27 protein-coding genes and 8 pseudogenes are annotated in these 25,977 nt (G+C 68.9%); 20 read left to right on the forward strand and 15 right to left on the reverse strand.

What is annotated here, in order from left to right; genetic code table 11:
- Window positions 1–5 precede the first annotated feature (5 nt).
- A complete protein-coding gene (locus ACZ49J_RS25885) occupies window positions 6–1,400 on the reverse strand; it encodes an ABC transporter substrate-binding protein (protein WP_467451629.1) in 1,395 nt (464 codons plus the stop codon).
- A 299-nt stretch (window positions 1,401–1,699) separates the two neighbouring features.
- Between ACZ49J_RS25885 and ACZ49J_RS25890 the strand changes: the two genes are divergently transcribed.
- The gene (locus ACZ49J_RS25890; protein WP_467451628.1) at window positions 1,700–2,719 is read left to right on the forward strand and encodes a LacI family DNA-binding transcriptional regulator; all 1,020 of its coding nucleotides are present in this window, start codon (window positions 1,700–1,702) and stop codon (window positions 2,717–2,719) included.
- Window positions 2,720–2,981: 262 nt separating this feature from the next.
- Here the strand turns inward: ACZ49J_RS25890 and ACZ49J_RS25895 are convergent, their stop codons facing one another.
- From ACZ49J_RS25895 to ACZ49J_RS25905, 3 genes are read right to left on the reverse strand one after another with little or no spacing between them, the layout of a single operon-like run.
- On the reverse strand, window positions 2,982–3,230 hold the full coding sequence (locus ACZ49J_RS25895; protein WP_467451627.1) for a hypothetical protein: 249 nt from the start codon (window positions 3,228–3,230) through the stop codon (window positions 2,982–2,984).
- A gap of 35 nt (window positions 3,231–3,265) precedes the next feature.
- Window positions 3,266–3,403: a hypothetical protein gene (locus ACZ49J_RS25900; protein ID WP_467451626.1), complete on the reverse strand. Its 138-nt coding sequence runs from the start codon at window positions 3,401–3,403 to the stop codon at window positions 3,266–3,268.
- Window positions 3,400–3,561, reverse strand: a complete 162-nt coding sequence (locus ACZ49J_RS25905) for a hypothetical protein (RefSeq protein ID WP_468350367.1) — start codon at window positions 3,559–3,561, stop codon at window positions 3,400–3,402. The genes ACZ49J_RS25900 and ACZ49J_RS25905 overlap by 4 nt, the downstream gene beginning before the upstream one ends.
- A gap of 85 nt (window positions 3,562–3,646) precedes the next feature.
- Between ACZ49J_RS25905 and ACZ49J_RS25910 the strand changes: the two genes are divergently transcribed.
- Window positions 3,647–4,018, forward strand: a complete 372-nt coding sequence (locus ACZ49J_RS25910; RefSeq protein ID WP_467451624.1) for a hypothetical protein — start codon at window positions 3,647–3,649, stop codon at window positions 4,016–4,018.
- A gap of 227 nt (window positions 4,019–4,245) precedes the next feature.
- Here ACZ49J_RS25910 and ACZ49J_RS25915 read toward each other — a convergent pair whose 3' ends face one another.
- Window positions 4,246–4,464, reverse strand: coding sequence for a hypothetical protein (locus ACZ49J_RS25915; protein WP_467451623.1), 219 nt, complete (start codon window positions 4,462–4,464; stop codon window positions 4,246–4,248).
- A 233-nt stretch (window positions 4,465–4,697) separates the two neighbouring features.
- Here ACZ49J_RS25915 and ACZ49J_RS25920 point away from each other — a divergent pair.
- The 3 genes and pseudogenes from ACZ49J_RS25920 to ACZ49J_RS25930 form a co-directional block, all read left to right on the forward strand.
- Window positions 4,698–4,883 (forward strand): annotated as a pseudogene (locus ACZ49J_RS25920) (type II toxin-antitoxin system prevent-host-death family antitoxin); the annotation flags it as partial.
- Window positions 4,884–4,932: 49 nt separating this feature from the next.
- Complete coding sequence (locus tag ACZ49J_RS25925; RefSeq protein WP_467451622.1) at window positions 4,933–5,370, forward strand: TetR/AcrR family transcriptional regulator C-terminal domain-containing protein; 438 nt, start codon at window positions 4,933–4,935, stop codon at window positions 5,368–5,370.
- Between the two features lie 44 nt (window positions 5,371–5,414).
- On the forward strand, window positions 5,415–5,978 hold the full coding sequence (locus ACZ49J_RS25930) for an MBL fold metallo-hydrolase (protein WP_467451829.1): 564 nt from the start codon (window positions 5,415–5,417) through the stop codon (window positions 5,976–5,978).
- Between the two features lie 53 nt (window positions 5,979–6,031).
- Here ACZ49J_RS25930 and ACZ49J_RS25935 read toward each other — a convergent pair.
- A pseudogene (locus ACZ49J_RS25935) lies at window positions 6,032–6,900 on the reverse strand (IS5 family transposase).
- A 303-nt stretch (window positions 6,901–7,203) separates the two neighbouring features.
- Between ACZ49J_RS25935 and ACZ49J_RS25940 the strand changes: the two are divergent.
- The 3 genes from ACZ49J_RS25940 to ACZ49J_RS25950 are packed head-to-tail and all read left to right on the forward strand — an operon-like array spanning window position 7,204 to window position 9,181.
- The gene (locus ACZ49J_RS25940) at window positions 7,204–7,728 is read left to right on the forward strand and encodes a hypothetical protein (RefSeq protein ID WP_467451621.1); all 525 of its coding nucleotides are present in this window, start codon (window positions 7,204–7,206) and stop codon (window positions 7,726–7,728) included.
- A complete protein-coding gene (locus tag ACZ49J_RS25945) occupies window positions 7,707–8,219 on the forward strand; it encodes a hypothetical protein (protein ID WP_467451620.1) in 513 nt (170 codons plus the stop codon). Before ACZ49J_RS25940 ends, ACZ49J_RS25945 begins: the two co-directional genes overlap by 22 nt.
- Complete coding sequence (locus tag ACZ49J_RS25950; protein ID WP_467451619.1) at window positions 8,213–9,181, forward strand: glycoside hydrolase family 113; 969 nt, start codon at window positions 8,213–8,215, stop codon at window positions 9,179–9,181. The genes ACZ49J_RS25945 and ACZ49J_RS25950 overlap by 7 nt, the downstream gene beginning before the upstream one ends.
- A 71-nt stretch (window positions 9,182–9,252) precedes the next feature.
- Here the strand turns inward: ACZ49J_RS25950 and ACZ49J_RS25955 are convergent, their stop codons facing one another.
- A complete protein-coding gene (locus ACZ49J_RS25955) occupies window positions 9,253–9,969 on the reverse strand; it encodes an NAD(P)-dependent oxidoreductase (RefSeq protein ID WP_467451618.1) in 717 nt (238 codons plus the stop codon).
- A 94-nt stretch (window positions 9,970–10,063) separates the two neighbouring features.
- On the opposite strand from ACZ49J_RS25955, the gene ACZ49J_RS25960 reads away from it, so the two are divergent.
- Window positions 10,064–10,768, forward strand: a complete 705-nt coding sequence (locus tag ACZ49J_RS25960) for a TetR/AcrR family transcriptional regulator (protein ID WP_467451617.1) — start codon at window positions 10,064–10,066, stop codon at window positions 10,766–10,768.
- A 189-nt stretch (window positions 10,769–10,957) separates the two neighbouring features.
- Here the strand turns inward: ACZ49J_RS25960 and ACZ49J_RS25965 are convergent.
- Window positions 10,958–11,257, reverse strand: a pseudogene (locus tag ACZ49J_RS25965) (NF041680 family putative transposase); the annotation flags it as partial.
- A gap of 286 nt (window positions 11,258–11,543) precedes the next feature.
- On the opposite strand from ACZ49J_RS25965, the gene ACZ49J_RS25970 reads away from it, so the two are divergent.
- The 4 genes from ACZ49J_RS25970 to ACZ49J_RS25985 all read left to right on the forward strand — a co-directional run bounded on the left by ACZ49J_RS25970 (window position 11,544) and on the right by ACZ49J_RS25985 (window position 15,505).
- Complete coding sequence (locus ACZ49J_RS25970; protein WP_467451616.1) at window positions 11,544–12,155, forward strand: nuclear transport factor 2 family protein; 612 nt, start codon at window positions 11,544–11,546, stop codon at window positions 12,153–12,155.
- Window positions 12,156–12,484: 329 nt separating this feature from the next.
- Window positions 12,485–13,090, forward strand: a complete 606-nt coding sequence (locus ACZ49J_RS25975; RefSeq protein WP_467451615.1) for a dihydrofolate reductase family protein — start codon at window positions 12,485–12,487, stop codon at window positions 13,088–13,090.
- Window positions 13,091–13,890: 800 nt separating this feature from the next.
- Complete coding sequence (locus tag ACZ49J_RS25980) at window positions 13,891–14,664, forward strand: calcium-binding protein (RefSeq protein WP_467451614.1); 774 nt, start codon at window positions 13,891–13,893, stop codon at window positions 14,662–14,664.
- 64 nt (window positions 14,665–14,728) lie between these two features.
- The gene (locus ACZ49J_RS25985) at window positions 14,729–15,505 is read left to right on the forward strand and encodes a calcium-binding protein (RefSeq protein WP_467451613.1); all 777 of its coding nucleotides are present in this window, start codon (window positions 14,729–14,731) and stop codon (window positions 15,503–15,505) included.
- 339 nt (window positions 15,506–15,844) lie between these two features.
- Here ACZ49J_RS25985 and ACZ49J_RS25990 read toward each other — a convergent pair whose 3' ends face one another.
- Window positions 15,845–16,234, reverse strand: a complete 390-nt coding sequence (locus tag ACZ49J_RS25990) for a hypothetical protein (RefSeq protein ID WP_467451612.1) — start codon at window positions 16,232–16,234, stop codon at window positions 15,845–15,847.
- A gap of 465 nt (window positions 16,235–16,699) precedes the next feature.
- A pseudogene (locus tag ACZ49J_RS25995) lies at window positions 16,700–17,105 on the reverse strand (IS21 family transposase); the annotation flags it as partial.
- Between the two features lie 4 nt (window positions 17,106–17,109).
- Here ACZ49J_RS25995 and ACZ49J_RS26000 point away from each other — a divergent pair.
- Window positions 17,110–17,373, forward strand: a complete 264-nt coding sequence (locus ACZ49J_RS26000; protein ID WP_467451611.1) for a helix-turn-helix domain-containing protein — start codon at window positions 17,110–17,112, stop codon at window positions 17,371–17,373.
- 424 nt (window positions 17,374–17,797) lie between these two features.
- Here ACZ49J_RS26000 and ACZ49J_RS26005 read toward each other — a convergent pair.
- Window positions 17,798–18,166: pseudogene (locus ACZ49J_RS26005) on the reverse strand (restriction endonuclease); the annotation flags it as partial.
- A gap of 16 nt (window positions 18,167–18,182) precedes the next feature.
- Here ACZ49J_RS26005 and ACZ49J_RS26010 point away from each other — a divergent pair.
- Window positions 18,183–18,767: an ABC transporter permease subunit gene (locus ACZ49J_RS26010; RefSeq protein WP_468350374.1), complete on the forward strand. Its 585-nt coding sequence runs from the start codon at window positions 18,183–18,185 to the stop codon at window positions 18,765–18,767.
- Window positions 18,768–18,952: 185 nt separating this feature from the next.
- On the opposite strand, the gene ACZ49J_RS26015 is transcribed toward ACZ49J_RS26010, so the two are convergent.
- Entirely contained in the window at window positions 18,953–19,783 is an 831-nt protein-coding gene (locus ACZ49J_RS26015) for an MmyB family transcriptional regulator (protein ID WP_467451609.1), read from the reverse strand.
- A gap of 103 nt (window positions 19,784–19,886) precedes the next feature.
- Here ACZ49J_RS26015 and ACZ49J_RS26020 point away from each other — a divergent pair, with 103 nt between their 5' ends.
- The 3 genes and pseudogenes from ACZ49J_RS26020 to ACZ49J_RS26030 all read left to right on the forward strand — a co-directional run bounded on the left by ACZ49J_RS26020 (window position 19,887) and on the right by ACZ49J_RS26030 (window position 21,737).
- Complete coding sequence (locus tag ACZ49J_RS26020; RefSeq protein ID WP_467451608.1) at window positions 19,887–20,657, forward strand: SDR family oxidoreductase; 771 nt, start codon at window positions 19,887–19,889, stop codon at window positions 20,655–20,657.
- Between the two features lie 526 nt (window positions 20,658–21,183).
- Window positions 21,184–21,366 (forward strand): annotated as a pseudogene (locus ACZ49J_RS26025) (hypothetical protein); the annotation flags it as partial.
- Window positions 21,367–21,422: 56 nt separating this feature from the next.
- Window positions 21,423–21,737: a DUF6207 family protein gene (locus tag ACZ49J_RS26030; protein WP_468350377.1), complete on the forward strand. Its 315-nt coding sequence runs from the start codon at window positions 21,423–21,425 to the stop codon at window positions 21,735–21,737.
- Here the strand turns inward: ACZ49J_RS26030 and ACZ49J_RS26035 are convergent.
- Window positions 21,724–21,990, reverse strand: a complete 267-nt coding sequence (locus ACZ49J_RS26035) for a hypothetical protein (protein WP_467451606.1) — start codon at window positions 21,988–21,990, stop codon at window positions 21,724–21,726. The two genes, ACZ49J_RS26030 and ACZ49J_RS26035, sit on opposite strands and share 14 nt — an antisense overlap.
- Window positions 21,991–22,619: 629 nt before the next feature.
- Here ACZ49J_RS26035 and ACZ49J_RS26040 point away from each other — a divergent pair.
- Both ACZ49J_RS26040 and ACZ49J_RS26045 read left to right on the forward strand, forming a co-directional pair.
- On the forward strand, window positions 22,620–23,630 hold the full coding sequence (locus ACZ49J_RS26040) for a DUF6192 family protein (RefSeq protein WP_467451605.1): 1,011 nt from the start codon (window positions 22,620–22,622) through the stop codon (window positions 23,628–23,630).
- Between the two features lie 3 nt (window positions 23,631–23,633).
- Window positions 23,634–23,726: pseudogene (locus ACZ49J_RS26045) on the forward strand (RacP protein); the annotation flags it as partial.
- A 647-nt stretch (window positions 23,727–24,373) separates the two neighbouring features.
- Here the strand turns inward: ACZ49J_RS26045 and ACZ49J_RS26050 are convergent.
- Together ACZ49J_RS26050 and ACZ49J_RS26055 are read right to left on the reverse strand one after the other, a co-directional pair.
- Window positions 24,374–25,147, reverse strand: a pseudogene (locus ACZ49J_RS26050) (MmyB family transcriptional regulator); the annotation flags it as partial.
- On the reverse strand, window positions 25,054–25,665 hold the full coding sequence (locus ACZ49J_RS26055) for a glycoside hydrolase family 78 protein (protein ID WP_467451604.1): 612 nt from the start codon (window positions 25,663–25,665) through the stop codon (window positions 25,054–25,056). The pseudogene ACZ49J_RS26050 and the gene ACZ49J_RS26055, both read right to left, overlap by 94 nt.
- Window positions 25,666–25,977: the final 312 nt, after the last annotated feature.

Genomic DNA, 25,977 nt, shown 5'->3' on the forward strand with positions numbered 1-25,977 from the left:
GCTGCTCAGCTGGTCTTGAGGGCGTCGGCGTAGGTGGTCTGCAGGGTCTCGACCATCGCAGCGGGCTCGACCTTGCCGGAGACCAGCAGCTGGAGCTGCTGGGTCAGCTTGGTGTTGACGGCCGGAGCGGCGTTCTGCAGCCAGCTGTCGAAGCCGTTGTCGGCGGCGATCGCGGCGTAACCGGTCTGGATCTGCTCCGTCAGCGTGCCGGACAGCGACGGCTTGCCCGGCGCGGCCGTACCGTCGGTCAGGGCGGCATAGCCGTTGTCGACGGCGACCTTCGCGGCCTCGGGGGTGGTGAGGAAGTCCAGGAACAGCGCGGCGGCGTCCTTGTTCTTCGAGCGGGCGGCGATCGAGAAGGCCAGGGTGTTGCTGGTCATGCCCGCGTGCTTGCCGCCCTTCTCGGCCGGCGGCATCGGGAAGACGCCGTACTTGCCCTTGAAGTTCTTGTCGATGGTCTGCGTGATCCAGCTGCCCTGGAAGAAGAACAGCCCCTTACCGCCGGTGAACTGCCCGTACGACGCCTCCTGGTTGAGGGCGTTGACGTCGGAGGCGAAGTAACCGGCCTTGATCCACTTCTGCAGCGTCTCGGTGGCCTTGACCGCCTCCGGGGTGTCCAGGGTGGCGCCCGGCTGGTGATACACGATGTCGCTGAGCTTCTCGGCGCCCATGTAGTCGCCCAACAGCAGGCTGTAGAGGTGGCCGATCAGGCCGTCCTGGTTGGAGGCGACGATCGGGGTGATCCCGGACTTCTTCGCCTTGGCCATAACGGCTTCGAGCTCGGCGATGGAGCCGGGAACGGTCTTCATGCCGACCTTGGCGGCCAGCTCCTTGTTGTAGAAGACGCCGACCAGCGGGCCCGCCGAACCGCCCGCCTGATACAGCGGACCGCCGCCGACCGCGCCGTTCGACACCCGCCCGGGCGCCAGCGCGGAGGCGGGGACCTTCGAGCTCCAGCCGTACGCCTTGTCGTAGGCGTCGAGGTTGGTGAGCAGGTTGTCCCTGACGCCGCCGAGGAGGTCGCTGGGCTGGATGAGGTCGGGCGTGGAGTCGGAGGCCAGCAGCCTCGGCAGCACGGTGTTGTAGTTGTTGTCCGCCTCGACCCGCAGCCTGACCTTGATCTTCGGGTACTTGGCCGTGAAGGCGTCGGCGAGACCCTGCTCGTACTTCTCCAGGCCGGCCGCGGAGAACAGGGTCAGGGTCGCCGGCGTGTCGGCGACGGCGGTGTTGACGGCGGTCGGCGTCGGGTTCGCCGCCGAGCCAGAGTCCGAACCGGAACCGGGAGCACTGCACGCGGCCAGCGCCACCACCAGCGCGGACGCCGCGGCGACGGACGCCAGCGGGGTGCGCAGGCGGCGGCCGGCGGTTCTGACGGGGGAGGTGGGGTGCTGCTCGGGCATGATGCCTCCTCGCATCCATGCGGCTGCCGTTCCGGTGAAGGCCGGCAGTCAGAGGTCGGCGTGCTTCCCGACCGGGCCACAGGGAGCGCGAAGGTCGTTTCGGAAGCGTTTCCGTTCCCGAAAGAGTGAGGCGACCGAGCGAACCTGTCAAGTAACGAACCCGCAACATGCATTTGACGTGCTGAAGCGATCAGATGGCCACGCGGGCAGCGATCGGGCGACGCTGAGAGACCCGGAAACCCTTCCGAAGGTTCCGGAAGCGTTTCCGAAGTGCTCCGGTCGTGGGTTAGCCTTCCGGCATGGCGCAGAGCTCCCAGAAGATCAACATGGCCGACGTGGCACGTGCCGCCGGCGTCTCGATGGCCACCGCCTCACGCGCGCTCAACAACGACTACGGCGTCTCGGAAGCCACCCGCCGCCGCGTCCTCGCGGTCGCCGATGAGCTCTCCTACGTCGTCTCCCCCGAGGCGTCCCGCCTGGCCGGCGGCGCCACCGGCCGCATCGCGGTGGTCGTCCCACACATTTCCCGCTGGTTCTTCGCGGCACTGCTGGAGGGGCTGGAGTCGGTACTGCGCGCGGCCGACCTGGACGTGCTGCTCTACCACGTCGACGGCATCGAGGACCGCCACAACTTCTTCCACCGCCTGCCCGCCCGCCGCAAGGTCGACGCCGTCGTGGTCCTGGCCTTCCCCGTCGGGGAGGAGGAACAGCGCCGCCTGGCACTGATGGGTGTCACGATCATCGCCGCCGGCGGCCAGCACGCGCCCTACCCGAACGTCTCCATCGACGACGAGACCGCCGGCCGCCAGGCCATGGACCACCTGCTCTTCCTCGGCCACCGCCGCATCGCCATGATCGCCGCCGTCGACCCCGACCAACCCGGCGAGCTGCAGCCGTCGGGCCGTTCCAACGCCTACTACGCAGCCCTGCGCGACGCGGGCATCCCCCTCGACGAACGCCTCGTCGTCACCGTCGACTGGGGCGGCGACCAGGGCGCCGACGCCATGGCCAAACTCCTCAGCCAGCCCGAACCGCCCACCGCCGTCTACGCCCACTCCGACGAGGTCGCCCTCGGCGCAGTCCGCACCCTGCGCCGGGCCGGCCTGCGCATCCCCGAGGACCTGTCGGTGATCGGCATCGACGACCACCCCGTCGCCGAACTGACCGACCTGACGACCGTACGGCAGCCGGTACGGGAGCAGGGCGAACTGGCCGGGCGGATGCTGCTGAGCATCCTGAGCGGGGAGGAGACCGAACGCGAGGTGGTCGTACCCACCCAACTCGTCATTCGCGGTAGCACCGCCCCACCCCGTGCCTAGCCAACATCCCCCTGTAGACCATCTCCGCGCATCACACCTCGGCGCAGCCACACCGAACTCCTCGATCGGCTCGAATACTGCGCCGGTCGTGGAGCGCAAGCCGCTGCCGCGACCAGGGCCAACAGCGCCAACGGCCCCAGCCCGGCACGGCGCAGACGACCAGGACCGCAGGAAGGCAGCTCTCAGAGGGCGGTAAGTGACGTGCTGCCCGTTGCGCGCTTGCAGTTGGGGCTGTCGGGTTGGTGGTGGCCTCTTCGGGTGGCTATGGCGGTGGCTGGGTGAAAAACCCCTGCTTGGGCTCGGTCAGGATTCCGCGTTCGACCAGCCGCTTGAGCTTCAGCCGGACGTTGTTGACGTTGCTGGGCGCGATCTCCAGATCCATCGCCTCGCAGACCGCCCGTGCCCGCAGCGGGGCATCGGCCGCGGCGAACACTGCCATGATCTGCCGGTAGGCCGGATGGTCCGGCAGCTTCGCGGCCGACGGCGTCGGCGGCGACGGATCAGGCAGCACCAGCAGGGTCTTGCGGGTGATGCGGACCTCCTCGGCTACCGGTCGAACTCCTCCAATTGCGCGGTGAGTTCCGCGATGCGTCCCCGGGTGGCCTCGGCCTGCGCGGCGATCTCGCGCTCTTGCTCCTCCAGGTGCGCCAGCACCGCTCCCGAGGTCAGCTCGCTGCCGCTCATGCGCCGCGCCAGATGGGGGTGGAGGTCGCGGTCAGCATCCGGGCCATCCGGTCGCTTATGGCCCAGTACACCCTCGACTCGGCGGAGGCAGGCCGGTGCTCGTAGTCCCGTACCAGCCTGCGGTGCAGCATCATGATGCCGTTCACCTGCTCCACCACCCACCTCTTGGGGCGACGCCACCCCCCGGATTCTCCCACGGCCCGCACTACTCAGACTCGTACTAACGAACTGATCGAGGATGCTGTGACAGAACCTCAGCACCGTCCCGACGAACTCGGCGACCGCTACGACCTGCGCATCAAGGGCGACATCCAAGGCCAGTTGGTCCTTGGGCGGAACAACGAAGTGGTGATGGGCGGCCCCGCCAACGTAGTCGACCTCCCCCGCCTGACGAGGTTCGCCGAGGCCATCGCCGAAGCGCTGCCTGTGCTTGACCTGGACGCTGGCCAACAGCGCGTGGTCCGTCAACTGGCTGCCGCGGTCCTCAGGGAAGCGGGGGAGGACCAACCTGATCACTCACGGCTGCGTGAAATGGGCCGCACCCTGCGCACCGTGTTGGAAGGCGCTGCGGCCGGCGCGCTTACCTCGGGGATCCTCACCATGTGGAGCCCGTAAGGGTGAGCAAGCCTCACCGGCTCAGTCCATTGGAAGGCCCAGTTGGAAAACTTCATGCGCGTGGCCGTCTCTTTCAAACCTTGCCGGTCAAGCCCGCGTCGTCCGGTGCCGAGCGTCGCAAGGCGGAGAGGCTTCCGCGTACCGGATGTACTCGGGAGCCTCGACAACGCTGGGGGCACCTCCCGTGCCCGGGCGGCGCGGGTCAGGCGAGATCCGGAAGAGACGGCCTAACCGCCGGGACGCGCCACCCGCCCCGGCTCCGCCTCCACGGCCCGCACGGCCGCCCGCTCCGGGGGTGCGGCGGCCCCCCTGCGATCACCCTTCATGACACCGAGCAGGCCGAAGTACAGCGCCGTCGAGGCAGCGACCGCCCCGGCGAGGTGCGGCGATAACCAGAAGAAGAATCCCTGAGCTGCCGCGATTACCGCGATTCCGATCCCGACCATCCTGCGGACGTTCCGACCGCTCCGAAGTCGCCGGGTCCGCACGGACCAACGCATCCGACCGTCTCTCCTTTTCAACCAACACCCAGCGGTGGAGAGGGAGGGAGCGGACTCCGGATTCCGCTCTTTCCCTCTTCCACAGGGTGGAGCCGCGAAGAGCCGCCCGACAAGCAGCCCTGTGTACACAGCCGAGCGCACCGCCCTCTTGACCGCGCGGGCGCGGAGCGCCAGAGGGCGTGAGAAATGTCCGCACACGACGCACCCTGGGATGTGCCTTGAGCGAAGACCTGGAACCCGGGCTCGGAATCCGCGAAGCACGCCGGCTCCTGCCGACGCTGGTGAGCGAGGTGGAGTCGGACGGCAGACCGGTACGCCTCACCCGGCACGGCCGTCACGTTGCGTCCCTCGTCGGCGCCGAGGACGCCGCCCGGCTGGCGCTGGCCGCGGTCCCTCCGCTGGAGGTGCCCGGCGATGTGGTCACGGCTACCAGGATCATCGAAGCGCTGCTGCCCGGCGGGGACGCCCCTGCTCGCACTGGAGGCATGGGCCCGCTCCTATGGCACAGCCTTCGCCGCGCACCCCGGGGCGGTGCCCCTGCTCGCGACGGCCCCGCTGGCCGAGCCCTTCATGCACGCGATGTACGAGAAGGTCGCCGAGCTCCTGCTGGCCGCCGGATTCACCACCAGTCAGGTCATATCCATGATCACCGCACTGGAGAGTTTCATCGTCGGCTCGGCCCTCGACCTCGTCGCGCCGCCCGTGATGGTTTCCGACGTGCCCCGGGAGACCGCCCCCTACCTCAGCGCCGTACTCGACGACATCCCCACCGACCACCGCCGGGCCGAGCTCGCGTTCGACACCGGCCTCCGCGCCCTGCTCATCGGCTTCCGGGAGCTCCTGCCCCGGTGACCGGAGCGAACCGACACACCTGCCACCGACACAAGGAGTCCGTCTTGACCGCGTCGTTTCACGTCCTGACCACCGGTTATGCCGACGAGCGGGTGGCCGGCACCGTCACCCTGCTCGTCGACGGCGAGACCGCCGCGATAGTCGACCCCGGGATGGTCGCGGACCGCCGGCTCATCCTGGACCCGCTCGCGCATCGCGGGCTCGCTCCCGAAGACGTCACCGATGTGATCTTCAGTCACCACCACCCGGACCACACGCTGAACGCGGCACTGTTCTCCGAGGCTCGCTTCCACGACCACATGGCCATCTACCGGGACGACGTCTGGGAGGACCGCGACGCCGACGGATACCGGCTCTCCCCGTCGATCACCCTCATGACGACCCCCGGCCACACGACGGAGGACGTCAGCACCCTGGTCAGCGCCGACGAGGGCCTGGTGGTCCTGACCCATCTGTGGTGGACCGCCGAGGGACCGGCCGACGACCCCTTCGCCCCCGACCGCGAGCAGTTGCGGGCAGCCAGGGAGAAGGTCCTGGCCCTCGGCCCGGCCCTGATCGTGCCGGGTCACGGGGCGCCCTTCGTACCGTCGTCGTCCACGCCCGTCTGACGAGGTGCCCGCGTCGTCCCTGCCCGTCTGGGAGGTCGTTTTCTCCCGATGTTTTATCCCTGAATTGCTGTTTGATCCCGGGGTGTCGGGTCGTGCCAGGAGATGGTGGCTTCGCCGGTGAGGCGGCGGGCCATCCGGTCGGTCATGGCGAGGTGGATCATGGCTTCGGAGCGGGCGGGGAGGGTTGCGTAGTCGCGTGAGGCGGCGGTGGAACATCAGCCAGCCGTAGGTCCGCTCTACCGTCCAACGCTTCGGCAGCGGAGTGAATCCTCTGGTCCTGGGCGTGCGTTGGACGATTTCCATGTCGATACTGAGCCGGGCGGCGTGCTCGACGAGGTGCTGGCGGTAGCCGCCGTCCACCCAGACTTTGCGGATGGTGGGGTGAGCGGCGGCGACCTGGTCGGCAAGGTGGGTGCCGGCGACGGAGTCCTGCACGCTCGCGGCCGTGACCAGTACGGCGAGCAGCAGCCCGAGGGTGTCGGTGACGATGCTCCGCTTGCGGCCCACGATCTTCTTCGCCGCATCGGCGCCCTGCCCGGCGGCCGGGACGCTGGTGGAGGTCTTGACGCTCTGCGCGTCGATCACGCATGCCGACGGCTCCGCTCCCTTGCCCTCCTGCTGCCGTAACAGCCTGCGCAGCACGCCGGTGAGCTGGGCGAACACGCCGTCCTGCTGCCACTTGGCGAAGGTAGCCGTATACGGTCTCCCAGGGCGGAAAGTCATGTGGCAGGTAGCGCGGCTGAACGCCGGTGCGGTCCACGTAGAGGATCGCGTTCATGATCTCGCGCAGATCGTGCTCGGGCGGGCGTCCGATGTTCAGCGCATGCCCGCGCCGCTCGGCCCGCCAAGCGCTCAGCACCGGCTCCATCAACTCCCAGCGGGCATCGGACAGATCACTCGGATACGGATGACGTTCGGCCATGACCTGGACGTACCGCCGGGCAGGGGCGTGCGCCCAGGCGCGCAGTGCGACCAGCAGAAGCACGCTCTACCGACGTCTTGGGATGAGACAGGCGCAAGCTGCATTCCGCCTCAGCGGTCCCCCCGGCCGCGACCAGCAAAGCGGCGTTGGAGTGGGTGCGGCGGAGGGCCGCGCACTTTTGGACGTAGACGGAAGTCATGCGCTCGTGGACGAAAGACGAATGCCCGGCGGTCGGCGGTCTCTCTAGTGTCGACCGGACCGATGACGACCCGGACCGCTGAACCACCAACGGAGAGGATTCTCATGCCCGCACTGTCCGCCCCTGCCGCACTGCCGCGGTTTCGGCACCGCTGGGCCGCCGTGGCGGGCCTGCTGGTGCTGTCCCCGATCAGCGCGGAGTACCTCATCGGCTACGGCGAAAGCACTGGTCGGCCGCTGGAACTGCTGGCGGGCCTGCTCATCCTCGCACCGCTCTACGGAACCGTCGCGGTGCTCATCCGCGAGATCACTCGGCGCACCGGCCACGGCTGGCCGACGATCCTGCTGTTGAGCGCGGCCTTCGGGGTGCTCCAGGCCGGCTTGATCGACCAGACCCTGTTCGACAATGAGGTCGACGCCGATGGTCCCGACTGGGCGACCCAGGCGCTGGTCACCCTCATCCCGGGCCTGGGGGTCGATGCGGCGAGCCTGCTGAACTACGTCGGGGGGCATATGATCTGGAGTTTCGCCGCTCCGATCGCGGTGGTCGAATCCTGTGCCCCGCCATCGCGAACCTGCGGTGGCTGGGCCCGGTCGGAGTCGGCGTCATGGTGGTGCTGTGGGCGCTGAGCGCCGCACTGATCTACAACGACACGGCAACGGACTCCACCGCGGGTCCGGCGCAGCTGATCGGCGCCGCAGTGGTCGCCATCGCCCTGATCGCCGCCGCGTTCACCGTCCGGCCTGCGAGGACCCAGTCGTCTGCGAAGGCGCCATCGTGGTGGCTGGTCGGCGGTGTCACAGGGGTCGCATGGTGTGCCAGTCAGCTGTTGCCGGCGACCTGGACGGGGGTGACGGTGAACGTCGTCGCGATGGTCGCACTCGGCTGGCTGCTGCTGCGCTGGTCGCGCCGCCGGGGCTGGGGCCGTCGACACGTACTGGCCGCCGCGGGCAGTGCTCTTGTCGTCCGTGCCGGGTTGTCCTTCCTGGTCGAACCGCTCGGCGACAACGTGGATTACACGGTGAAGTACGCGGTCAACGCCGCGATGCTCGGTGGAGTCGCCGCCCTTCTCCTCATGGCCGCCCACCGTCTGCGTCGACAGGAGCCGAGCGCATGCTGACCGTCCGCGGCATCTCCTACCTGGTCGGCGAGGCAAGCACTGATGACGTGCGGCGGGACATGGAGGTCATCGCCCGGGACCTGCACTGCACCACGGTGATGCTCATCGGGGACGGGAAGCGGTTGATCGATACCGCCCGCACCGCCCTCCAGTCCGGTCTCGGCGTGTACATCCGGCCCCACGTTCCCGAGCTGCCTCAGCCGAAGCTGTTGGAACACCTGGACGCCGTCGCCGAGGTGGCCGAGGAACTTCGCCGGGAACACCCGGACCGGGTGACGCTCCTGGTGGGCAGCGAGTTCTCCCACACCGCGCCGGGCATCGTTCCCGGACCTCGGTCGTTCTTGCGCCTGAAGCTCATCCTGCGTTTCCGCCGCCTGCTGCGGCGCAGGATCGACCGGCGGCTCCACAGGCTGCTCACCATCGCCGTAACCACCGCGCGGCGCCGCTTCAGCGGGCCCGTCACCTACTCCGCGGGCGGGTGGGAACACGTCGACTGGTCGCTGTTCGACCTGGTCGGCGTCAGTCTCTACCGCTCCCGCCGCAACCACACCACCTACACAGACCGCCTGCGCAGCCTGGTTCGCGACCACGACAAGCCCGTGGTCATCACCGAGTTCGGGTGCGGTGCCTTCACCGGAGCCGACCAGCGGGGAGCCGGCTCCTTCTGGATCGTCAACTGGTTCGCCGTGCCCCCGCGCATCCGCGGCGACCATCCCCGCGACGAGGCCGTCCAGGCCCGCTACCTCGGCAAACTCATCGACCAGTACGACGCGGAGGGCGTGCACGGCTGTTTCGTGTTCACCTTCGCCATGCCCGACTTCCCGCGTCACGACGATCCTCTTCTCGATCTGGACAAGGCCGGCTTCGGGGTCGTGGCGGTGACCGGCGACGGTGTACGCAGCCGCAAGGAGGCGTTCCACGAGGTCGCGCGGCGCTACGGCGACATGGCCGCGGAGGCATGACCGAATGAGATGAGCGGCCAGGCATCCAACACGCCGACTCGGCCTTCCAGAGCACAACTTGTCCGGAGTGGCTAGGCCTGGTCGCGGGCACCACCGGTGTGGGCGAGAGCACTGGGGGTCCGGCAGCCGACGATCGCCGGGGCCTCCCGGACGAGCTCTTCGTTGGTGAGCGCTTCCACCATGAACAGCGCGAAGTCCACACGGCGCGTCAGGTTGCTGGCCAGTACCGGGTCGCCCACGTGCCGGCTCCACACAGGCAGCCCCTGGCTTTCGCCCTCCTCCAGGGAGCTGCCGCGGACCACGGTCCACCGGGTGTCGCTGGCGAACACCCGGCGGCACGCCTCCACCTGGTCGTCGATCTCGACGGCGCGGACGAGCTTGCCCAGCGCGGCGGCGATCCGGACGCCGATGGTGAAGGTCCGCGAGTACGTGTCCTTGCCGTCGCGCGTGATGTGCCAGCCGCAGGAGAAGACCAGGCGCGCGCCCGGCTGTGCGTGGTCGAGTACCGCCTGTGCCGTGCCCGAGGCGTACTGCTGCACGCCCCAGGGGACCAGCACCGTCAGCACCCCGTCGCAGCCGTCGACCGCCCGCCGGATCACCCCCGGGTCGTTCGTGGGTCCGGGAACGACGGTCATCCGGCCTTCGAATGCGGCCAGCTTCGGCACGCTGCGCTCCCGGCAGACGCCGACCACCTCGTAGCCGCGTGCCAGCGCGTGCCGGACCATATACTGCCCGAGCTTTCCCGAAGCCCCGACGATGCAGATCTTCTTCAATCCATCCGTGCCCATGGTGCAGCTCCTTCGTCGGAATGCTGACCTTATGTTGTAAGGCAAGCTAGCCTTATGCTGTAAGGCAGTCAAGGGAAGCGAAAGGGAGGGGCGGATGCGCGAGGCAGGCAAGGGCCGGCGCGGGGGCTCGGCGCGTGCCCCGCTCAGTCGGGAGCGCGTGATCCGCACGGCGGTGACGGTGGCGGACGAGAAGGGGGCGGGCGCGCTCACCATGCGGGCCATCGCCGAACCGCTGGGCGTCGAGGCGATGTCGCTCTACCACCACGTCGCAGGCAGGGAGGACATTCTCGACGGCATGGTTGACGCGGTGTTCAACGAGATCGAGCTTCCGCCGCGCGATACCGACTGGAAGAGCGCGATGCGCCATCGCGCGACCTCCGCCCGTGCCGTCCTGCGGCGCCATCCGTGGGCCGTTGGCCTGATGGACTCCCGCTCCCGGCCCGGCCCGGCGACCCTGCGCCACCACGACGCCGTCATCGGAGCGTTGCGCGCCGGAGGATTCTCCGTCCCGATGGCCGCGCACGCCGTCTCGCTGATCGACAGCTACCTGTACGGCTTCGTGCTCCAGGAGCTGAGCCTGCCGTTCCGAGGTCCGGCGGAGTTGGACGAGGTCGCAGGCGCCATCCTGCACGACATGCCCGACGACACCTACCCCCATCTCACCGAACTGGCCACCGAGCACGTACTCAAGCCCGGCTATGACTACGCCGACGAGTTCACCTTCGGCCTCACCCTCATCCTCGATGCCCTCCACCCGGACGAGACCGCGAGTGCCCAGGGGCGGCCTTCGCCCACCTGACGTCGGTCGCCGCGGAGGAGATCTCGGTGAGTAACGACACCGTGGTCGTCGCGGCTAGGGCGGTCAGCCGGGAGTTGGAGCCGCTTGCCACGGCCGCCGTCACCAACTCCCACCCATCAGCGGCACAGCAGCGTTGACCGGCTCTCATTACTCACAGCGAAGATGTGACACAGCTTCTCACCCTTTTCTTTATGGTCTGAGTCGATTTCGTTCGGTGATGCTCTCTGGTCGTTTCACGGTCTTGCCCACGTCGTAGTGGGTGGCGGGCCGCCGGTTCTTCGAGCCAAGTGGCTTACCAGGGCCGGGGGGTGAGGGTTTCGGTGCACGGGCCGGGCAGTGCAGGTGCGGGCAGAGGTTCCGAAACCCCTGGCGGACTCGGGCCGGGGTGAGCCGGCCGGGCTCGGCGGGCTTCTCCCACGGCCGCCGCAAGTCGGCGGCGGCCTCGCGCAGGAGGCGGATCTGGGTGTGGGCGGCGATGATCAGCCAGGTGGGCAAGATCGTTCTCACGGTCGTTTAGGAACGAGCCGTTCCCCGACGCCTCCGGCGCCCGTCCGTGGGGCACCGGCTGCCATCGAGACGCCGACGCGGAGAGCTTGGGGCGCCTCTGGCGACCAAGGCGGTCGCGATGCTCGCCGCAGGAGATCCGCGCCGACCCGTGCGGTCGGCGCGGTCCGCCGCAGGAGATCGCCGAGACGGTCGCCCTTGCCGATGCCGGGGGGAAGGGCGACATCACCGGCCGGCACATCACCGTCTCCGGCGGTCCGGCGTCCTGACGGTGGAGCGGTCGGTCGCAAGGCGGCGCGCCGCTCATGTCACGCCCCCCGCCCTCCCGGCGCACGCCAGGTCGCCGCTGTCGCTGTGCGCGCCCGATCCTTCACCCGACCACCAAGCACGAGCGAGGTTCGATATGACGACAACTGCGACTTTCGGCTGGGGAAGCAGCCACCTCAACAAAACACCGGCGGGAGAGGTGAATCTCGACCCTTCCGAACAACTCGCCGTCCAGCAGACACTGGCACGCTACGCCTTCGCCCTCGACCACGGAGATCTGGTGACGTTGGCGGGCGTCCTGACCGAGGACGCCACCTGGACGGTCGCCGTCGCCGGCGAGGTCGAGCAGGGCCCCTTCGTCGGACGCGCGGCGATTCTCAACCTGGTGCGAGAGGCAACGGAAGCCCAAACCGAGCAGCGAAGGCACCTGATCAACATGGTCTTCCACCGTGCGGACGCCGACACGGCAGTGGTGTGGGCCTACCTGATGCTGACGTCGAACACAGGCGGGGCCTCGAAGGTGATCACTTCCGGCTTCTACACGTTCACGCTGCAGCACGCCGAAAGCGAGTGGCGCATCGCGAAGCTGTTCGTCGGTATGGACAACGCTGCGTGAAGCCCGGCGCCCGCGATCGCACGCGTGACGTCGGTCATCTCCACCCTCGAATCTTGGCATGGATGAGGTGACAGCTATCGCGCCTCGTCTCAGCGGACCGGATTCGCCAACAGTGTCTTGCAGCTGCCGGGGTCGAGCCGTTTCGCGTCGTAGTCACGGCCGTACCCGCTCATCGCTGGACCAGCCCTCCGGGCCCTCCGAAGCAGCGCCGCTCCGCCGACCTGATCGGCTACAGCGTCATGGGTTTTCTCGTTACTCCACAGCGTGGCCGATGAGTTTGTGGCTCCCGGCCGGTCCAAGCTCGTGACACCCTAGGAAAGGACACCGCCATGTCGGAGCTTCTCGTCGACTTCATCACCTCCCTCGACGGCCACGCATCGGGAGAGGGATGGCCCGGGTTCTGGGGCCTCGAGGGCCCGGAGTACCTCGCATGGCTCGGCGAGCAGCCCGAGGCCACCTACTTGATGGGAGCGAACACCTACCGCCTGATGTCGGGCTTCGCCGCAGGCGAGGTCCCGAGTGGCCAAGACGAGTTCAGGCCCGAGGAAGAGGCGTCCGTCGACGAGCTCACGCGAGCGTCCAAGGTGGTGTTCTCCTCTTCACTCCAGGAGCCACTGACGTGGGCCAACTCCACGCTCGTCCGCGACGACGCCGTCGAGGCGGTCCGCGCCATGAAGTCGAGTGGCTCGGGGCTCCTCAGCACGATCGGCAGCCTCAGCCTGTGCCGGTCCCTGCTACGAGCCGGGCTCGTCGACCGCTTCCGGGTCGTGATGTTCCCGGTGATCACCGGGGCCACGGGCGAAGAACGCATCTACGACGGCTATCCGGACGTTGCCCTCGAGATGATCGAGCACCGCACCTTCGACGGCCGCATCCAGCTGGTCGAGTACAAGCCCCGCGTGCTCGAGCACCCGCCGCTCGGCCTCCCTGCGTGACATAGCCCCGTCCGCGGCACCAAGCCCCGGCCTCTTCCCGCAGACTCCCGCCACTGCCAGATCCGTAGCAACCAGTGGCCGGAGCTCTGCCTACAGTGAATTCAAAGGAGCAATGCTCAAGACCTGTGGATCGGGCTCGGGAGGGGTGCCTCGCGGAACGCAGAGGGCGTACCTTCCCGAGTGATCGACTTCTGGTCATCGAATAGGCCCGCGTTGCAGCGCGGCCGCCTCGTCGCGGGAGCGGAGCGCCACCGTCGGCAGGTCCAGCTCGCCGGCTGCGCGGATCACCCGTACCGCGATCAATTGAATGCGGTACGAATGAATCGTTAATTGACACCTCCGGGGCAGATGCAAGTCAAACGGCGGGCATGCCCCAGGTGATCCCATTCCCGTCCAGGGCGACGATCCACGCGCGGAGACCCTTGTGTTCGGCAATGGCGCAAATTCGGCTTCAGCACGGCTTCACATCCCGACATGCTCTGGGTGCCCAGGCGCCAGCGCCGATCACCGGTCGAGCAGGCGTCGGTCATGGCGGTATGGGAGGAGTCTGCGCGGACTGAGGACTGTTGAATGAGCAAGGACATTCGGGTGTCGGGCCGGGGTGGGCCGCACCGAAGGTTCGGTGCTTGCAGCCACACCCTTTCCCCCGGTACTCCGCCGGAGCCGGTTATCAGGTCCCGGCCGCGGTCGGCAGACCGCAAAAGGTAGCGCTCCTTCGAGCGAACACCGGCAATTTCGGCCGGGAAGCACTGCGCACAGTTGCGAGATCGACATTCAACGCCCTATTTCAGGAGCAGGTCATGAAGAGAACGCACCATCGCACCGGGGCACTTCTGGCCACGGTGTGCGGTTTCACTCTGTGCCTCCCTGGCGTGGCCCGCGCGGCCGACGCACCGACGCCACATCTTTTCGCCACGACGCTGGTGAACAAGACCGGCACCACGATCACGGTCACCGCCGGAGTCGGCCGGGGCAACACGATCAGCGTCTGGCAGTCGGGCAGCAACATCAGAATCAGAGACACCGGAGACACGGTCGCACCGTCCGGCGACTGCACCGCCATCAGCACGACCGAAGTCGCCTGCAGGGCCGCCGACACGACCGAACTCGTGGTCAACGCCGGCGACCATGACGACACCGTCACCTCTTCGCTGGTGGCCCTCGGCGTCACCCTCATCGGCGGTGCCGGCAACGACAACCTCTACGGCGGATCCGCCAACGACACCCTCGAAGGCGACGAGGGATCCGACTTCCTTTCCGGCGGCGCAGGAAACGACACGCTGACCGGTGGAGCCGAGGCGGACAGGATCTTCGGCGGCTCCGGCAACGACTCCATCGAGGGGCGCGGCGGCTCGGACATCGTGGACGGCGGTGCCGACAACGACGTGATCTACGGCGGCAGCGGCAACGAGCAGATCGTCGCCGGCGCCGGCAACGACTACGCCGAGGGCGGCAATGGCCGGGACACCATCGACACCGTGGACAACGTCAGCGGCAACGACTACGTCGAAGGCGGCGCTGACGTGGACGACTGCCGCGCCGACTTGGGCGACAACGTAAGCGGATGCCCGTGACCAGCGTGAGTGAGCAGCACGCCAGTACCCGTACACGGCGAGACGACCCGAAAGGCGGGCACCGATGAGAACACGAGGTATCTGGACCACAGTGGTGGCGATCGGCGCACTCACCTGCGCCCCGCTGACCGCCGCTTCCGCCGCGCCCGGTGCGGCCCCCGGCGGAAACCTGGCCGACACCACGGTCGTGCAGGAGGTGGGCGACACCCTCAGCGTCACGGCCGCCCAGGGTGTGGCGAACGACATCACCATCCGGCGTCAGGGCAACGTTGTCGTGGTGACGGACGCGGGGGACACCGTGTCCGCCGTCGCCCCGTGTCAGTCGACGGGGACGCACACGGCGGAGTGTCCGCTGCCCGTCACGTCGATACGAGTCAACGCCAACGACTCCGATGACAGCGTCAGCATCTCCCCGAACCTGGAAGCCGCCGGAACGGTGATCGGCGGTGCGGGTGACGACCGCCTCAACGGCGGTCCCCGGGCGGACCGGCTCGTAGGCGACGACCCGGATGCCACTGGCCTGCGGGCGACGCCGGGCAACGACACCATCAACGGCGGCCCCGGCAACGACACGATCTCCGGGCTGGCCGGCAACGACACCATCGACGGCAATGCCGGCAACGACACTCTCAACGGCGACGACGGAAACGACACACTCGAGGGTGACCAGGGCAACGACACTCTCACCGGAGGCAGCGGCAACGACACGCACATCGGCGGCGAGGGCAGCGACACCCTCAACGCCGTGGACAACGTGATCGCCAACGACAGCCTCGACGGCGGCCTCGGCTTCGACACCTGCAACCGGGACACCGGCGACACGGCCGTCAACTGCCCCTGATCGACCACTCGTTTCCTCGGTACTGCGCTGCCCGATCGGGTGGAGGCGTCGCCGGACAGCCGTAGCGGCTGTCCGGCGACAGTGATGCTGCGGATCTCTCGCAGGGTCGGGACGCCGGCGCACGCCGCTGTGTGGCGCAGCGCGTGCAACGTCGCCGACGTCCCCGCGAGCTGGTTCACGCGCTCGAACATGCGGTGCACCGCGTGATAGGTCAGCGGCCGGACCGGGCGCCGCAGCGTCCACCACAGCGGCAGCCGACGGCCCTTGGGAACCACCTCGCCCATCTGGACCTGGTAGAGCCGCAACCAGACGAACGCGTCGGTCGACGCCGGAAGCTCTTTAACAGCGCCGGTGCCCTTTCGGACCACCGATATCAGCTGCCGCCCCGGCTCGACGCCGCCTTGCAGCGTCGACAACAACTCCGAGGCCCCGGGCCACGGTGGACACGTAGAACGCGACCAGCGCCCGGTCTCGGTGCGAGGGAAGCCGGGCGAAGATCTCGTTGAACTCCTCGTCCGGAATGCTGCGCGGGACCCGCGTGGGTACCCGGGGCCGGTAGAGGCCGGTCCGCTCCCTGCGGTGCGGCTCCATCGGAGTGTGGTGAGCGCTCGCCCGGCCACTGCGGCGTGAGCGGTCCAGCGGGAACGGGTTGACCAGAACCGGCCCCGTGGCGATGTCCAGATGGAAGGTGTAGAAGCAGCGCACCACCGTCTCGTTGTGCGCCCGCACCGAGGCCGCGTACGGCCTCCCGGGGTTCGGCGACGGCTCCGACAGATGGCCAGACCGCCCGTGTGGACGCACCGGTCTTCCGGTGATCAACAGCCAACGGCAGAAGTCCCGCGCCTCCAGTCGTGTGGCCCGGTCTCACGGCGCGTCGATCGCCCACAAGACGCGGAACCAGCGCAGGAGGTCCATCCCGTAGGAGCGGACCGTCGACTCGGTGCGGCCGGCCGCCTGCAGATCACGAAAGTAGTCGGTCGCCGCCTGGACGCCAACGCCGGCCGGATCGATCAGACGATACGGCTCCCATCGGCTTCCGGTAGCCAGCAGGGATCCGAGGGCGGTAACCCCAGCGCCGCCAGATCCCGATGCTCTTTCTCGTCTCCGGTCACGACCCGGAAACGTAGAGCACGAAGACGGCATCCGTCCTCTGAACTGCCAGGTCTCTGCTCGTAGTTCAGTCAACAGAAGGATGTCCGGGCCGACCGTCGTCTTCGACCACCTGGCCAGCACGAACGGCTCGGCCGGCAGCGGAAGCAGGGTCTCGGCCTCCACCGCCTCGAACACCGACAGCGGCTTCGCGCCGCCCAGCGGGCGGCACTGGCGCTGACCTGCAACGCTCGTGGCCCAGAGCAAGGCCTCGGCTTGCATGTGTTCCAGTGCGGTGAACGGTTCGCCCGCTCCAGAACGAGTCACGGACATAGGGCATGGGCCGCTCGACCCGCGGCTTGTCTTTCGGCTTCGAAGCGCGGCCCGGATCCACCAACGTGCCGTAGCAAACGGCGAGTTCGGCACACGACTTGTTGATCTGAGGGTCGTAGAGGTCGGGCTTGTCGACCCCGGTCTTCAGGTTGTCCGGCACCAAGCGCCGTGGGACGCCGGCGATGCTGGCCCGCGAACTCAACATTTCCGTACAGACACTGCACCGGGCGTTCGCCGCGAGTGAGGAGTCGGTGGCGGGGTACATCCGCCGCAGCCGGCTCCAGCAGGCCCGGGCCGCACTGGCCGTACCCCATGGCCGACCGAGTATTTCGGAACTCGCCGCCCGCTGGCAGTTCGCGGACAGCAGTCACTTCATCCGCGCCTTCAAGAAGCAGTACGGCCAAACACCCGCCCAGTTCGCCCGCTCCAGCAACCGCACCCTCTGATTGCCGTAGAGGCAAGCCCAGACGTCTCCCGCCCACTGAGCCTTATGCCGAGGCACCGGCTCCTCATCGAGACGAAGCCCCTGCCTGGTCCTCCGGGTCGCGGCGGACAACCTCGACGGTGATGTCCAGCAGCGCGCCGTGGATCATGACCTCGACCTTGAACCCTGGTCCACACCTTCGGAGCCTTCGCCGACTACGTCGTCGTGCCCGAGCAGCGAATCGCCAGGGCGCCGAAGAACCTGGGCCTTCTCCAAGCCGCCGCCCTTCCGGTGTCGGGCACCACCGACATGACACGCTGACGACAAGGGGCCAACCTCGTCGTGTTGAGCGGAACCCGGCAAGATTGCCGGGTTCCGCTCAACCACGAGACTGGCCTCTCTCCCGGGGCTCCTGCCGCCTGTCGCCAATGGACGACAGGCCCGGGTCAGGACAGAGCAGTCGGCTTGCTGCGGGGGCGGGACCGCCCCCGCAGCAGCTCCCACAACGATCGCGAGGCCGCCGCCCACTCCCCGAGCAGGCGCCGGTCCACCAGGTGCAGCCGCTGCTGCTCGGCGAACGTCTGCCCTGGCGCGCTGGTACGGCCGTTGGTCACCATGACCACCACGTCGGCCTCGTGCACCGGCCTCCCGGTCCCGTTGAGGACCTGCAGATCGGGGGTGCCCACCGCCGAGCCGCGGTCCCCGTTGCGGCGGTGCTTGCACTGGATCACCCAGCGCCGCCCGTACGGGTCGGTGGCCCTCACGTCCGCGCCGAGGGCACCGCGGCCGCCGACCCGCACCGCGTCCCGGCACCCGCGGCCTGGCCACCGAGTGGGGCACCTACGGCTTCGCCCCGATCGTCTGGTCGGTCGGCGGCTCCCTGCTCAAGGACGGCAAGGCCGAAGGCGCCCTCGACACCCCGGCCGCGGTCTCGGCTCTGAAGACCTTCCAGTCCTGGTCAACGACCAGCGCAACACCCTCTTTATCAAGGCGCTCCCCTTCATCGCCAACGCCTTCTCCGTCTACCAGTTCCACGCGTTCTTCCGCTCGATCCCAACCAGCATCGAGGAAGCCGCCCGCCTCGACGGCGCAGGCCCCTGGCGCACCTTCGTCGCCATCATCGTCCCCATGTCGAAGCCGGCCTTCGCCTCCGTCGCGATCCTCACCGTCCTCACCCAGTGGGGCTCCTTCCTCTGGCCGGCCCCAATGGTCTCCGACCCCTCGGTACGCACGCCCCCTGTCCCTGGAGATGAGCGTCTTCTCCGCCCAACTGCCCCCGGACTACGGCCAAACCCTTCCCTTCGGCGCACTCCTCGTCCTCCCCGTACTGATCGTCTTCCTCTTCTGCCGCGAGCCGGCCATTTGGGCTCAACGCTGGACTTCCCAGACCCACCTCGAAGCGACGCTGCATCATGACAGCGGCCCAGGAACTGGCCAACTGTCCCGCAACACACTGGCCACCTACGGCGCAACGACAGTTCGGGACCTGCGGTCATCAACGGTGTCCTGACCAACTTCCGCTCACTGTCACAGACAGACGGCCCCGAGGTCGCTCGCGATCCGCCGACTGTCGAGCGCTTGAGTCGGCGCGCGGCCTAGTCTCAGGACTCCCGGCGGGAGGTCGCGGCCAGCGAGCCGAGGAGCGCGAGCGCCTCGCTGCTGGGCGAGGCCGGCTCCGCGTGGTAAACGACGAGCTCCTGGCCCGGGGCCGAACGAACATCGAAGGTCTGCATGGTCAGCGTCAGTGGCCCGACGTCGCGGTGTTCGAAGCGCTTGCGCTCCAGCGACTTGCCCCGTGCGTCGTGGCGGGCCCACAACTCGGCGAATTCCCGGCTGCTGTCCAACAGTTCGGTGAGCACTTGCCGCACCCGCGGATCGCCCGGAGCTGCACCGTGCCCGAGCCGGAAGCCGGCCACGGAGTTGCGCGCGACTTCGTGCCAGTCCCGGTAGAAGGCGCGGGCGGCCGGGTCGGTGAACACGACGTGCATGAGGTTGTGCGAGTGCGTCCAGCCGTGGAAGAGCGCGTCGGCGATCGCGTTGGACGCGAGGACGTCGTACGCGCGGTTGTAGACGATGGCCGGGTTGTGCGGCCAGGCGTCCATGAGCGCCAGCAGGCTCGGCTCGACCCGCTCTGGCACGGCGGCGGCCTTCGCGCGCGGGCCGAGTCCGGCGAGCCGGAACAGGTGCAGGCGGCCGTCCTCGTCCAGCCGCAGCGCTGCGGCCAGGGCGTCGAGCACATGCGCGGAGGGCGTACGCTCCCGCCCCTGCTCAAGGCATACGTAGTAGTCGGCGCTGACCCCGGCGAGCAGGGCCACCTCCTCGCGCCGCAGCCCCGGCACCCGACGGTGCCCCGTGGCGGGAAGGTTCACCTCGGCCGGGGTGACGCGGGCGCGTTGGGCGGTGAGATAGGCGCCGAGTGCAGAGCGTGCCATGCCACCATGCTAGGTCCGGGCCCGGCCGCCCTGCCTGGGTGCGCTGCTCCCAGGAGGATGCCGGCTCTCCCGCGGGCGCTCCGGCCGGGCCAGTCTCGAGGCCATGACCACACAGCAACCGGAACGCGCCGTGCCGGACGGCCGCAAGGTCGTCCTCGTCACCGGCGCCAGCAGCGGCATCGGCGAGGCCATCGCCCTACGACTCGTGGCAGAGGGACATCATGTGGTGGCCGGTGCACGCCGCACCGACCGCCTGCGGGCGCTGGCGGAGCGCACGGGTGAGACAGCCGCCCACTCCGGCGGCAGCCTGCAGCCAGTACATCTTGACGTGACGGACCGCCAGGACGCCGCGGCCTTCATCCAGGCCGCACGCGACCGCCACGGCCGCGTCGACGTCCTCGTCAACAACGCCGGAGTCATGCCCCTGTCGCGGCTGGACTCGCTGCTCGTCGACGAGTGGGACCGGATGATCGACGTGAATGTCCGCGGCCTGCTGCACGGTATCGCCGCGGCGCTGCCCGTGTTCGCCGCGCAGGGCTCTGGGCACTTCGTCACCGTCGCCAGCGTCGGCGCCCACGAGGTCGTGCCCACCGGCGCCGTCTACTGCGGCACCAAGTACGCGGCCCGGGCGATCACCGAGGGCCTGCGCCAGGAGTCCGCCCCCTTCATCCGCGTCACCACCATCTCGCCCGGCGTCGTCACCTCCGAGCTCGCCGACACCATCACCGAGCGCGGTGCCGCTGAGGCCATGCGCGCCTACCGCGCCCACGCCATCGGGCCCGACGCCATCGCCGGCGCGGTCTCCTACGCCCTCGCGCAGCCGTCCGACGTCGACGTCAACGAGATCGTCGTACGGCCCACCCGCCAGCGCTGAACCCACAGGAGGACACTAGGACCGCATCCCTGCACGTCTCGCCGCCCCCGCGGCGTGGGACCTCACCGGGCGGGTGGCCGTCGTGACAGGAGCCGCCCGCGGCATCGGCCACGCCACCAGCTGCGTGCCCGCGGCGCCTGATGGTCGTCACCGACCGGTCCGAGGCCGTCGAGAGGCTCGCCCAAGGGGGCAGCAGCACGCTCACAACCCGGCGGACCACCGCTGACGCTCAGCAAGGCCAACTCAAGCGCTCAGGAGCCAACCGGTCCGCTGACCGATCCGCGTCTTCATGGCCGGACGGGCTGATTCCGCGCCCGCGTGGGGCCAACTGCCGACCTTCGATCAGGCCAACCACGAATCCTCGAAACGCGCCAACCAGCGGCAAGGCGCGGAGGCCGGGCCGCCTATCGATCCTCGTCACAACTGGTGCTGCACGGGTTGAAGCGGGCCCCCTTGCCGGATCTGGTCGGCCCGACCGTGATCCCTTGTCCGATCGTGGTCGGGCCGACCACGGACCCCTTGTCCGATTCGGCGCGGGCCGCCAGGAGCACTCTACGGAGCCGACCACGACCACCCGGGCCCGAAGCCGGGACGGCGCTACGCCGAGCTGGTGGGTGGACCGCTGGACGGATTGCTGCTCGACATCACCGGCCGGAGGCCGGCGGAGAGCGACGACGGTGTCTCCCTCCTCACGGAACTCGGGCAGTTCACCCTCTCTGCCAGCTGGGCGTGGTGCCGTACACGGACCCGATCAACGAGACGCACGTGAGCGAGCCGGGCCTGGTAGTCGTCGACGTCGCGGCCGCCGACGACGCCACCGCGCTCGCCTTCCAGCAGCTGCTCGCCAAGCGGTGGGCGACGGCTACAGCAGGGCACACGACGCGGGAAGCCGGTCAGCCCGGCGTACGGCTGCGCTGTAGGCGGAACAGCGGTACTTCCTGGACGTCGACGCCCGCGCGGATGCGGTGGGGGCGGGAGGGGTGCCGCCACCGTCCGGCGCTGTCGCGGGCCGACTTCCATCACGACATCCGGCTGCGCCAGGAGGCGGCCGCTGGGGAGCAGGTGGTCATTGTGCGGTGAACCCTGTGCAGATGATGAAGCGCTGTGAGCCGTCGCCGACGGACCAGACGACGGTGTATGTGCCTGGTGGGTAGTAAGCGGCGGTTCCCGAAAAGTCTCCGGGCCAGACCACGGTGGCCACGGTGTCGGAGTGCACGGTTGTTCGTGCCAGGCGTGAAGTGCCGTCGGGCAGGTAGATGCGGGCCAGGACGGGCATCTCGGCCTGTACGGGGTCGTCGATGTTCCCGTACTTGTTGCGCAGGCTGAGTTCCACTGCGTCTCCGGCCCTGACATCACCGGGGTCGAAGTACTGCCAAGCCCCGTCGACCTCTGCTTCTTTCCTGGGTATGCAATACAGCTGGTCTGGCAGGTAAGTGCCTGTTTCGTATCCCCGGATTCGAGTAGCTTTGGGTCCTAGGCTGGTCGGGTGTCCGAGGGCGCCGGGCAGGCCGGGGAGAGGGTGTGCGGGGGCTGCGGTGAACGGCTGAGGCCGGACGCACGGCCCAATGCCGTGTACTGCTCGCCGCCATGTCGTTCCAGGCAGTGGCGTCGTGGCCGCCGGTTGCGGAAGCGAGTGGCCGCGGAGTTGAAGGGTGAGGGTCTGGCCGAGTGCCCCGAGTGCGGGGCGACTTGGGTGGCCGGGGTGGATCGCCGTTCGAACGCGGTCTACTGCTCGCGGCGGTGCGTCACGAGGGCTTGGAGGGCCCGGAAGGAAACGTTCGGCGAACGGTCGCAGTGACCGCATCGCGAACGCATTGAAATCGCAACTCCGCTCAGAATCAGGTCAATTGCGATCGCCCGTTGTGATTGTCGCATTTCTGGTCTGACTCTCGGTCGGGAAGCGAGCCGGGTCTCGCCGCGGTCGCTTGGCCGTGCCCCGGCCCGCGGTGGGTGGTGAATGCCATGCCCGAAGAGATCGAGACGACCGGCAAGGTCGGCAGCGTCAGCGCGAACCGCTATGCTCAGATCGTCGCTGAGCTGCGGAAACTGGTCGAGACTTCCAGCCGCATCCAGTTCAGGATCGGCGATTACGCACTCGAAGTGGAGCCGATGCGCGAGCACGGCGGCTCGGCACCGGCTGACGAGCTGTTCACGGTCAAGGACTCGCTGTTCCGTCTGGCCGAGGACATCGGACTGTCGTACTCGACGGTGAAAACGGCCAGGTGGACCGCGTCCAGGTGGCCAGAGGACCGCCGAGTGTCGGGGGTGTCCTTCACGGTCCACAGCATCCTGGCGGGCATCGTCGACGACGAGGAACGGTGGGCCACCATCCTCACCCCGCCCAAGGGCAAGGCCCGGTGGACACCGGACGAGGCAAAACGCCGCACGGGCCGTCAGGTCGTCAAGCCCGTCACCCCGCAGGAGAAGATCAGCGCGATCCACACCCTGGCCCGCGATGAGGACGTCGCCGCGGCGGTGACCACGGACTTGCTCAAGCGGCCAACGGTCGCGGCAAAAGTGCCCGAGCAGGAGAAGGTCCGGGTCGTGGAGGAGTTCACCCGGGATGAGTCGGTGGCGACCACGGCCGCGACCAGCCTGCTCAGGCGGCCGGACGTCGCCTTCAAGGCGATGGGCGACGACACCGCCCGCCACCAGGTCAACCACGCGCAGGTCGAGCGGGGCCGGCAGGCCCGCGAGCACTTCGAGGAGACCAGTCCCGTTGCCCCGGCGATCCGCAACATCGACCGGTCGGTGGAGTTCCTGGACCTGGTCACCGCCTGCCACGCGTTCGTCGCGGCGGCCGGCCGCGTCGTCCCGGGCATGCGTGACCGGCAGCTCGGCGAGGACGAACGCACGATCGTTCACGAGAACGTCGCCCGCGTTCGGGCGACGCTGGACTGGATCGAGACCGCGGTGGACACCGGCAAGGTGGACGTCGACGGCGAACTGGCCAAACTTCTGCAAGGTGAGTAGGCGATGCCCCGCGCTTCCGAGCACAGATCACCCGCCGCCCAGCGACACGCCGACACCGTCCGGTTCGTACTCTTCGAGGCCCGGCCGGCCGGTCTGACCTCCGCAACCTCGCCATCGGCACCCTGAAGATCCTCGGAGCCGCGGGAAGTATTTTCGATTCCCCAATGCCCGCGAATGGCGGCGGCGAGGTCGATGGGGCGGGTTTGATGGGCGGCGAGGCTGGTGACCGCGTAGACGTTCTCGCGGGTTTCGGGCCGGCCGGTGGGCTTGCGGCGGCGGTGGACCCGGATGGCTGTGCTCGTTCGGGTTCGTGGCGAATGGCGCGGGTGGTCTTGGCGATGTTGGAAGACCGCCCCTGACCTGGTGCGGCGCAAGTTCGACGCCCTCGCGCCCGACGTGCTGTGGTGGGGCGACATGGCTTGCCGGGACGAGTCAGTGAACGGCGTCGACGATGCTGCTTGCGGCCCTGCAGCCCGAGTTCGGCCATGATGTCTGCGACGGTGTTCTCCGACACCTGCCAGCCCTCCTCCCACAAATCCAGCTCCTCGGCGAGCCGTAGGTCCGGCCGAGCGGTCGGAGAAGCAACGGATCCGCGCTCGGCCAGCTCTGCGCGTCTGATCTCGCGTTTCGTCGGCTTCAACGGCCTGCCGGGCGCCACTTGTAGAACCACGCCTCCGACACGCCCAGGGCCCGGCAGGAAGCGCGGTACGGAATGCTGTGCACGGTCTTCTGGTCGCTGGGGCGGTCGCCGCTCTGAGGTCGGCGACCATGGCCGCCTCGAAGCGGGCCTCCTGCTCGGGGGAGTGGTCGACGCGGCTCGGCAGACCGGCGAAATGACGCCAGGCGATGTTGAGCTCGCGTCCGCGCAGCGGGGACGCGTCCCCGAGCACGGCGGCCCACAACGGGTTCCACAGGATCAGGTTCCAGGCCGCGTCGTACACGCTCAGCGGTGCGCCGTCCACCTGGTCGAGCAGCCTTCGGACCCCCGGCGGGATGTGAGCCGACACCTGCCCGGGGCCCGGCGCCGACTGGTCCGCGAGGAGATACAGGTGTTCACGTTCGGCCGCCGACAGCCGCAGGGCGCGGGCCAGCGCGGACAGCACCTGCGGTGACGGGGAGGTCACCCGGCCCTGTTTAGGGCGGACGATGTAGTCCACCGACAGGCTGGCGAGCTGCGCCAGTTCCTCGCGTCTCAGCCCGGCGGCCCGCCGTACTCCGCCGGCGGGCACTCCCACCGCTGCGGGGGCCACGGTGACATCGACCGCGTGGCCGGTGCGCCAGCCGTCCTGCTGCTCCGGCGCGTTCAGCACCTGCCGGCCGTCCAGATGGAGGGTGAAGTCGTCGTCGGCGGTGGCGACCGCGGTGGCCCGCCGCACCCGCGTGCCGTCCGGCAGACGCAGCACCGCCCGGAACCAGCGCGGCCCTACGGGGGCGTCGGAGGACGTGGCGTCCGGCGACCAGATCCACGAGGCACCGGAGAGGGAGGGCGGCTGAGGGGGCGGTCGGCGCCGATCCATCGGGCACCTGCGGCCTGCCCGTCGGCTGCCAACAACGTTGTCTCCCACCAGCGGACCTCGCTCCAGCGTGACGGCCGCCCGGCGCCGTCCCAGACCCGTACCCGCCAGTGGTAGCGGGTACGGGGGCGCTGCGCAGGCCCTTCGTAGGGGACGCCCACGCTGCGGTCGGACGCCACCTTCCCCGAGTCCCAGACCAGCCTGGCCGCCGCCCCGGTGCGGTCCGTCAGCTCCCTGGGGTCGAGGGCCACCTGAACCTCGCACGCGCTCTGCTGGGCGCCGTGCCCCGGAGCGGACAACTCCCAGCTGAGATGGGGGTGTTCGACGTCGGTACCGAGGAGCCGCTCGGCGTACTCGACGGTGGTGCGCTCGACGCGGAGCGCTCCGGTGCGGTCGTCCTCCGGACTCCGCGCCGGTGTGCCGGCGGCCGCCGCCGGGCCGGGGGAGAACGCGGTGAACCCGCCGCCCACGCCCGCCGTCGTGCCTTTCAGGAAGAGTCTCCGGTTCCAGAACTGGCCCATGCGCGTTCCTCGCTCGCTGTGTCGCCGCGGACAACGACGCTGTGCTTGCTTGAAACGATTCAAAACTCCCTTGCCGGGAAAAATGCTATGTACGCGAGTGGCGCCCAACAAGGTGTGTGACAGCGGAGGTTGGGCGAGCGGCGGGGTTCAGGGTGGGGTTATCCCCACCAAGATCGTGCGGAGAGCTGCAGTGATTGTGTACCGCTCAACTTCTAGCATCGATTGCGTAAGACGGTGACCGGGCCGATGGATCTCCAGCCGACGGCCCTGGACGCCTCGTTCTCGCGCCTGAAGCGCGCCCCACCCCGAGGA

It is taken from the genome of Streptomyces sp. NPDC030840, from assembly GCF_055572015.1.

Excerpts from the sequence above, each read along its gene's own strand:
- ACZ49J_RS25885 (WP_467451629.1), bottom strand. The coding sequence starts at position 1,400 with ATGCCCGAGCAGCACCCCACCTCCCCCGTCAGAACCGCCGGCCGCCGC.
- ACZ49J_RS25890 (WP_467451628.1), top strand. The coding sequence starts at position 1,700 with ATGGCGCAGAGCTCCCAGAAGATCAACATGGCCGACGTGGCACGTGCC.
- ACZ49J_RS25900 (WP_467451626.1), bottom strand. The coding sequence starts at position 3,403 with ATGAGCGGCAGCGAGCTGACCTCGGGAGCGGTGCTGGCGCACCTGGAG.
- ACZ49J_RS25915 (WP_467451623.1), bottom strand. The coding sequence starts at position 4,464 with ATGGTCGGGATCGGAATCGCGGTAATCGCGGCAGCTCAGGGATTCTTC.
- ACZ49J_RS25925 (WP_467451622.1), top strand. The coding sequence starts at position 4,933 with ATGTGGTCACGGCTACCAGGATCATCGAAGCGCTGCTGCCCGGCGGGG.
- ACZ49J_RS25940 (WP_467451621.1), top strand. The coding sequence starts at position 7,204 with ATGCCCGCACTGTCCGCCCCTGCCGCACTGCCGCGGTTTCGGCACCGC.
- ACZ49J_RS25945 (WP_467451620.1), top strand. The coding sequence starts at position 7,707 with ATGGTGGTGCTGTGGGCGCTGAGCGCCGCACTGATCTACAACGACACG.
- ACZ49J_RS25950 (WP_467451619.1), top strand. The coding sequence starts at position 8,213 with ATGCTGACCGTCCGCGGCATCTCCTACCTGGTCGGCGAGGCAAGCACT.
- ACZ49J_RS25955 (WP_467451618.1), bottom strand. The coding sequence starts at position 9,969 with ATGGGCACGGATGGATTGAAGAAGATCTGCATCGTCGGGGCTTCGGGA.
- ACZ49J_RS25960 (WP_467451617.1), top strand. The coding sequence starts at position 10,064 with ATGCGCGAGGCAGGCAAGGGCCGGCGCGGGGGCTCGGCGCGTGCCCCG.
- ACZ49J_RS25975 (WP_467451615.1), top strand. The coding sequence starts at position 12,485 with ATGTCGGAGCTTCTCGTCGACTTCATCACCTCCCTCGACGGCCACGCA.
- ACZ49J_RS25980 (WP_467451614.1), top strand. The coding sequence starts at position 13,891 with ATGAAGAGAACGCACCATCGCACCGGGGCACTTCTGGCCACGGTGTGC.
- ACZ49J_RS25985 (WP_467451613.1), top strand. The coding sequence starts at position 14,729 with ATGAGAACACGAGGTATCTGGACCACAGTGGTGGCGATCGGCGCACTC.
- ACZ49J_RS26000 (WP_467451611.1), top strand. The coding sequence starts at position 17,110 with ATGCTGGCCCGCGAACTCAACATTTCCGTACAGACACTGCACCGGGCG.
- ACZ49J_RS26015 (WP_467451609.1), bottom strand. The coding sequence starts at position 19,783 with ATGGCACGCTCTGCACTCGGCGCCTATCTCACCGCCCAACGCGCCCGC.
- ACZ49J_RS26020 (WP_467451608.1), top strand. The coding sequence starts at position 19,887 with ATGACCACACAGCAACCGGAACGCGCCGTGCCGGACGGCCGCAAGGTC.
- ACZ49J_RS26040 (WP_467451605.1), top strand. The coding sequence starts at position 22,620 with ATGCCCGAAGAGATCGAGACGACCGGCAAGGTCGGCAGCGTCAGCGCG.
- ACZ49J_RS26055 (WP_467451604.1), bottom strand. The coding sequence starts at position 25,665 with ATGGGCCAGTTCTGGAACCGGAGACTCTTCCTGAAAGGCACGACGGCG.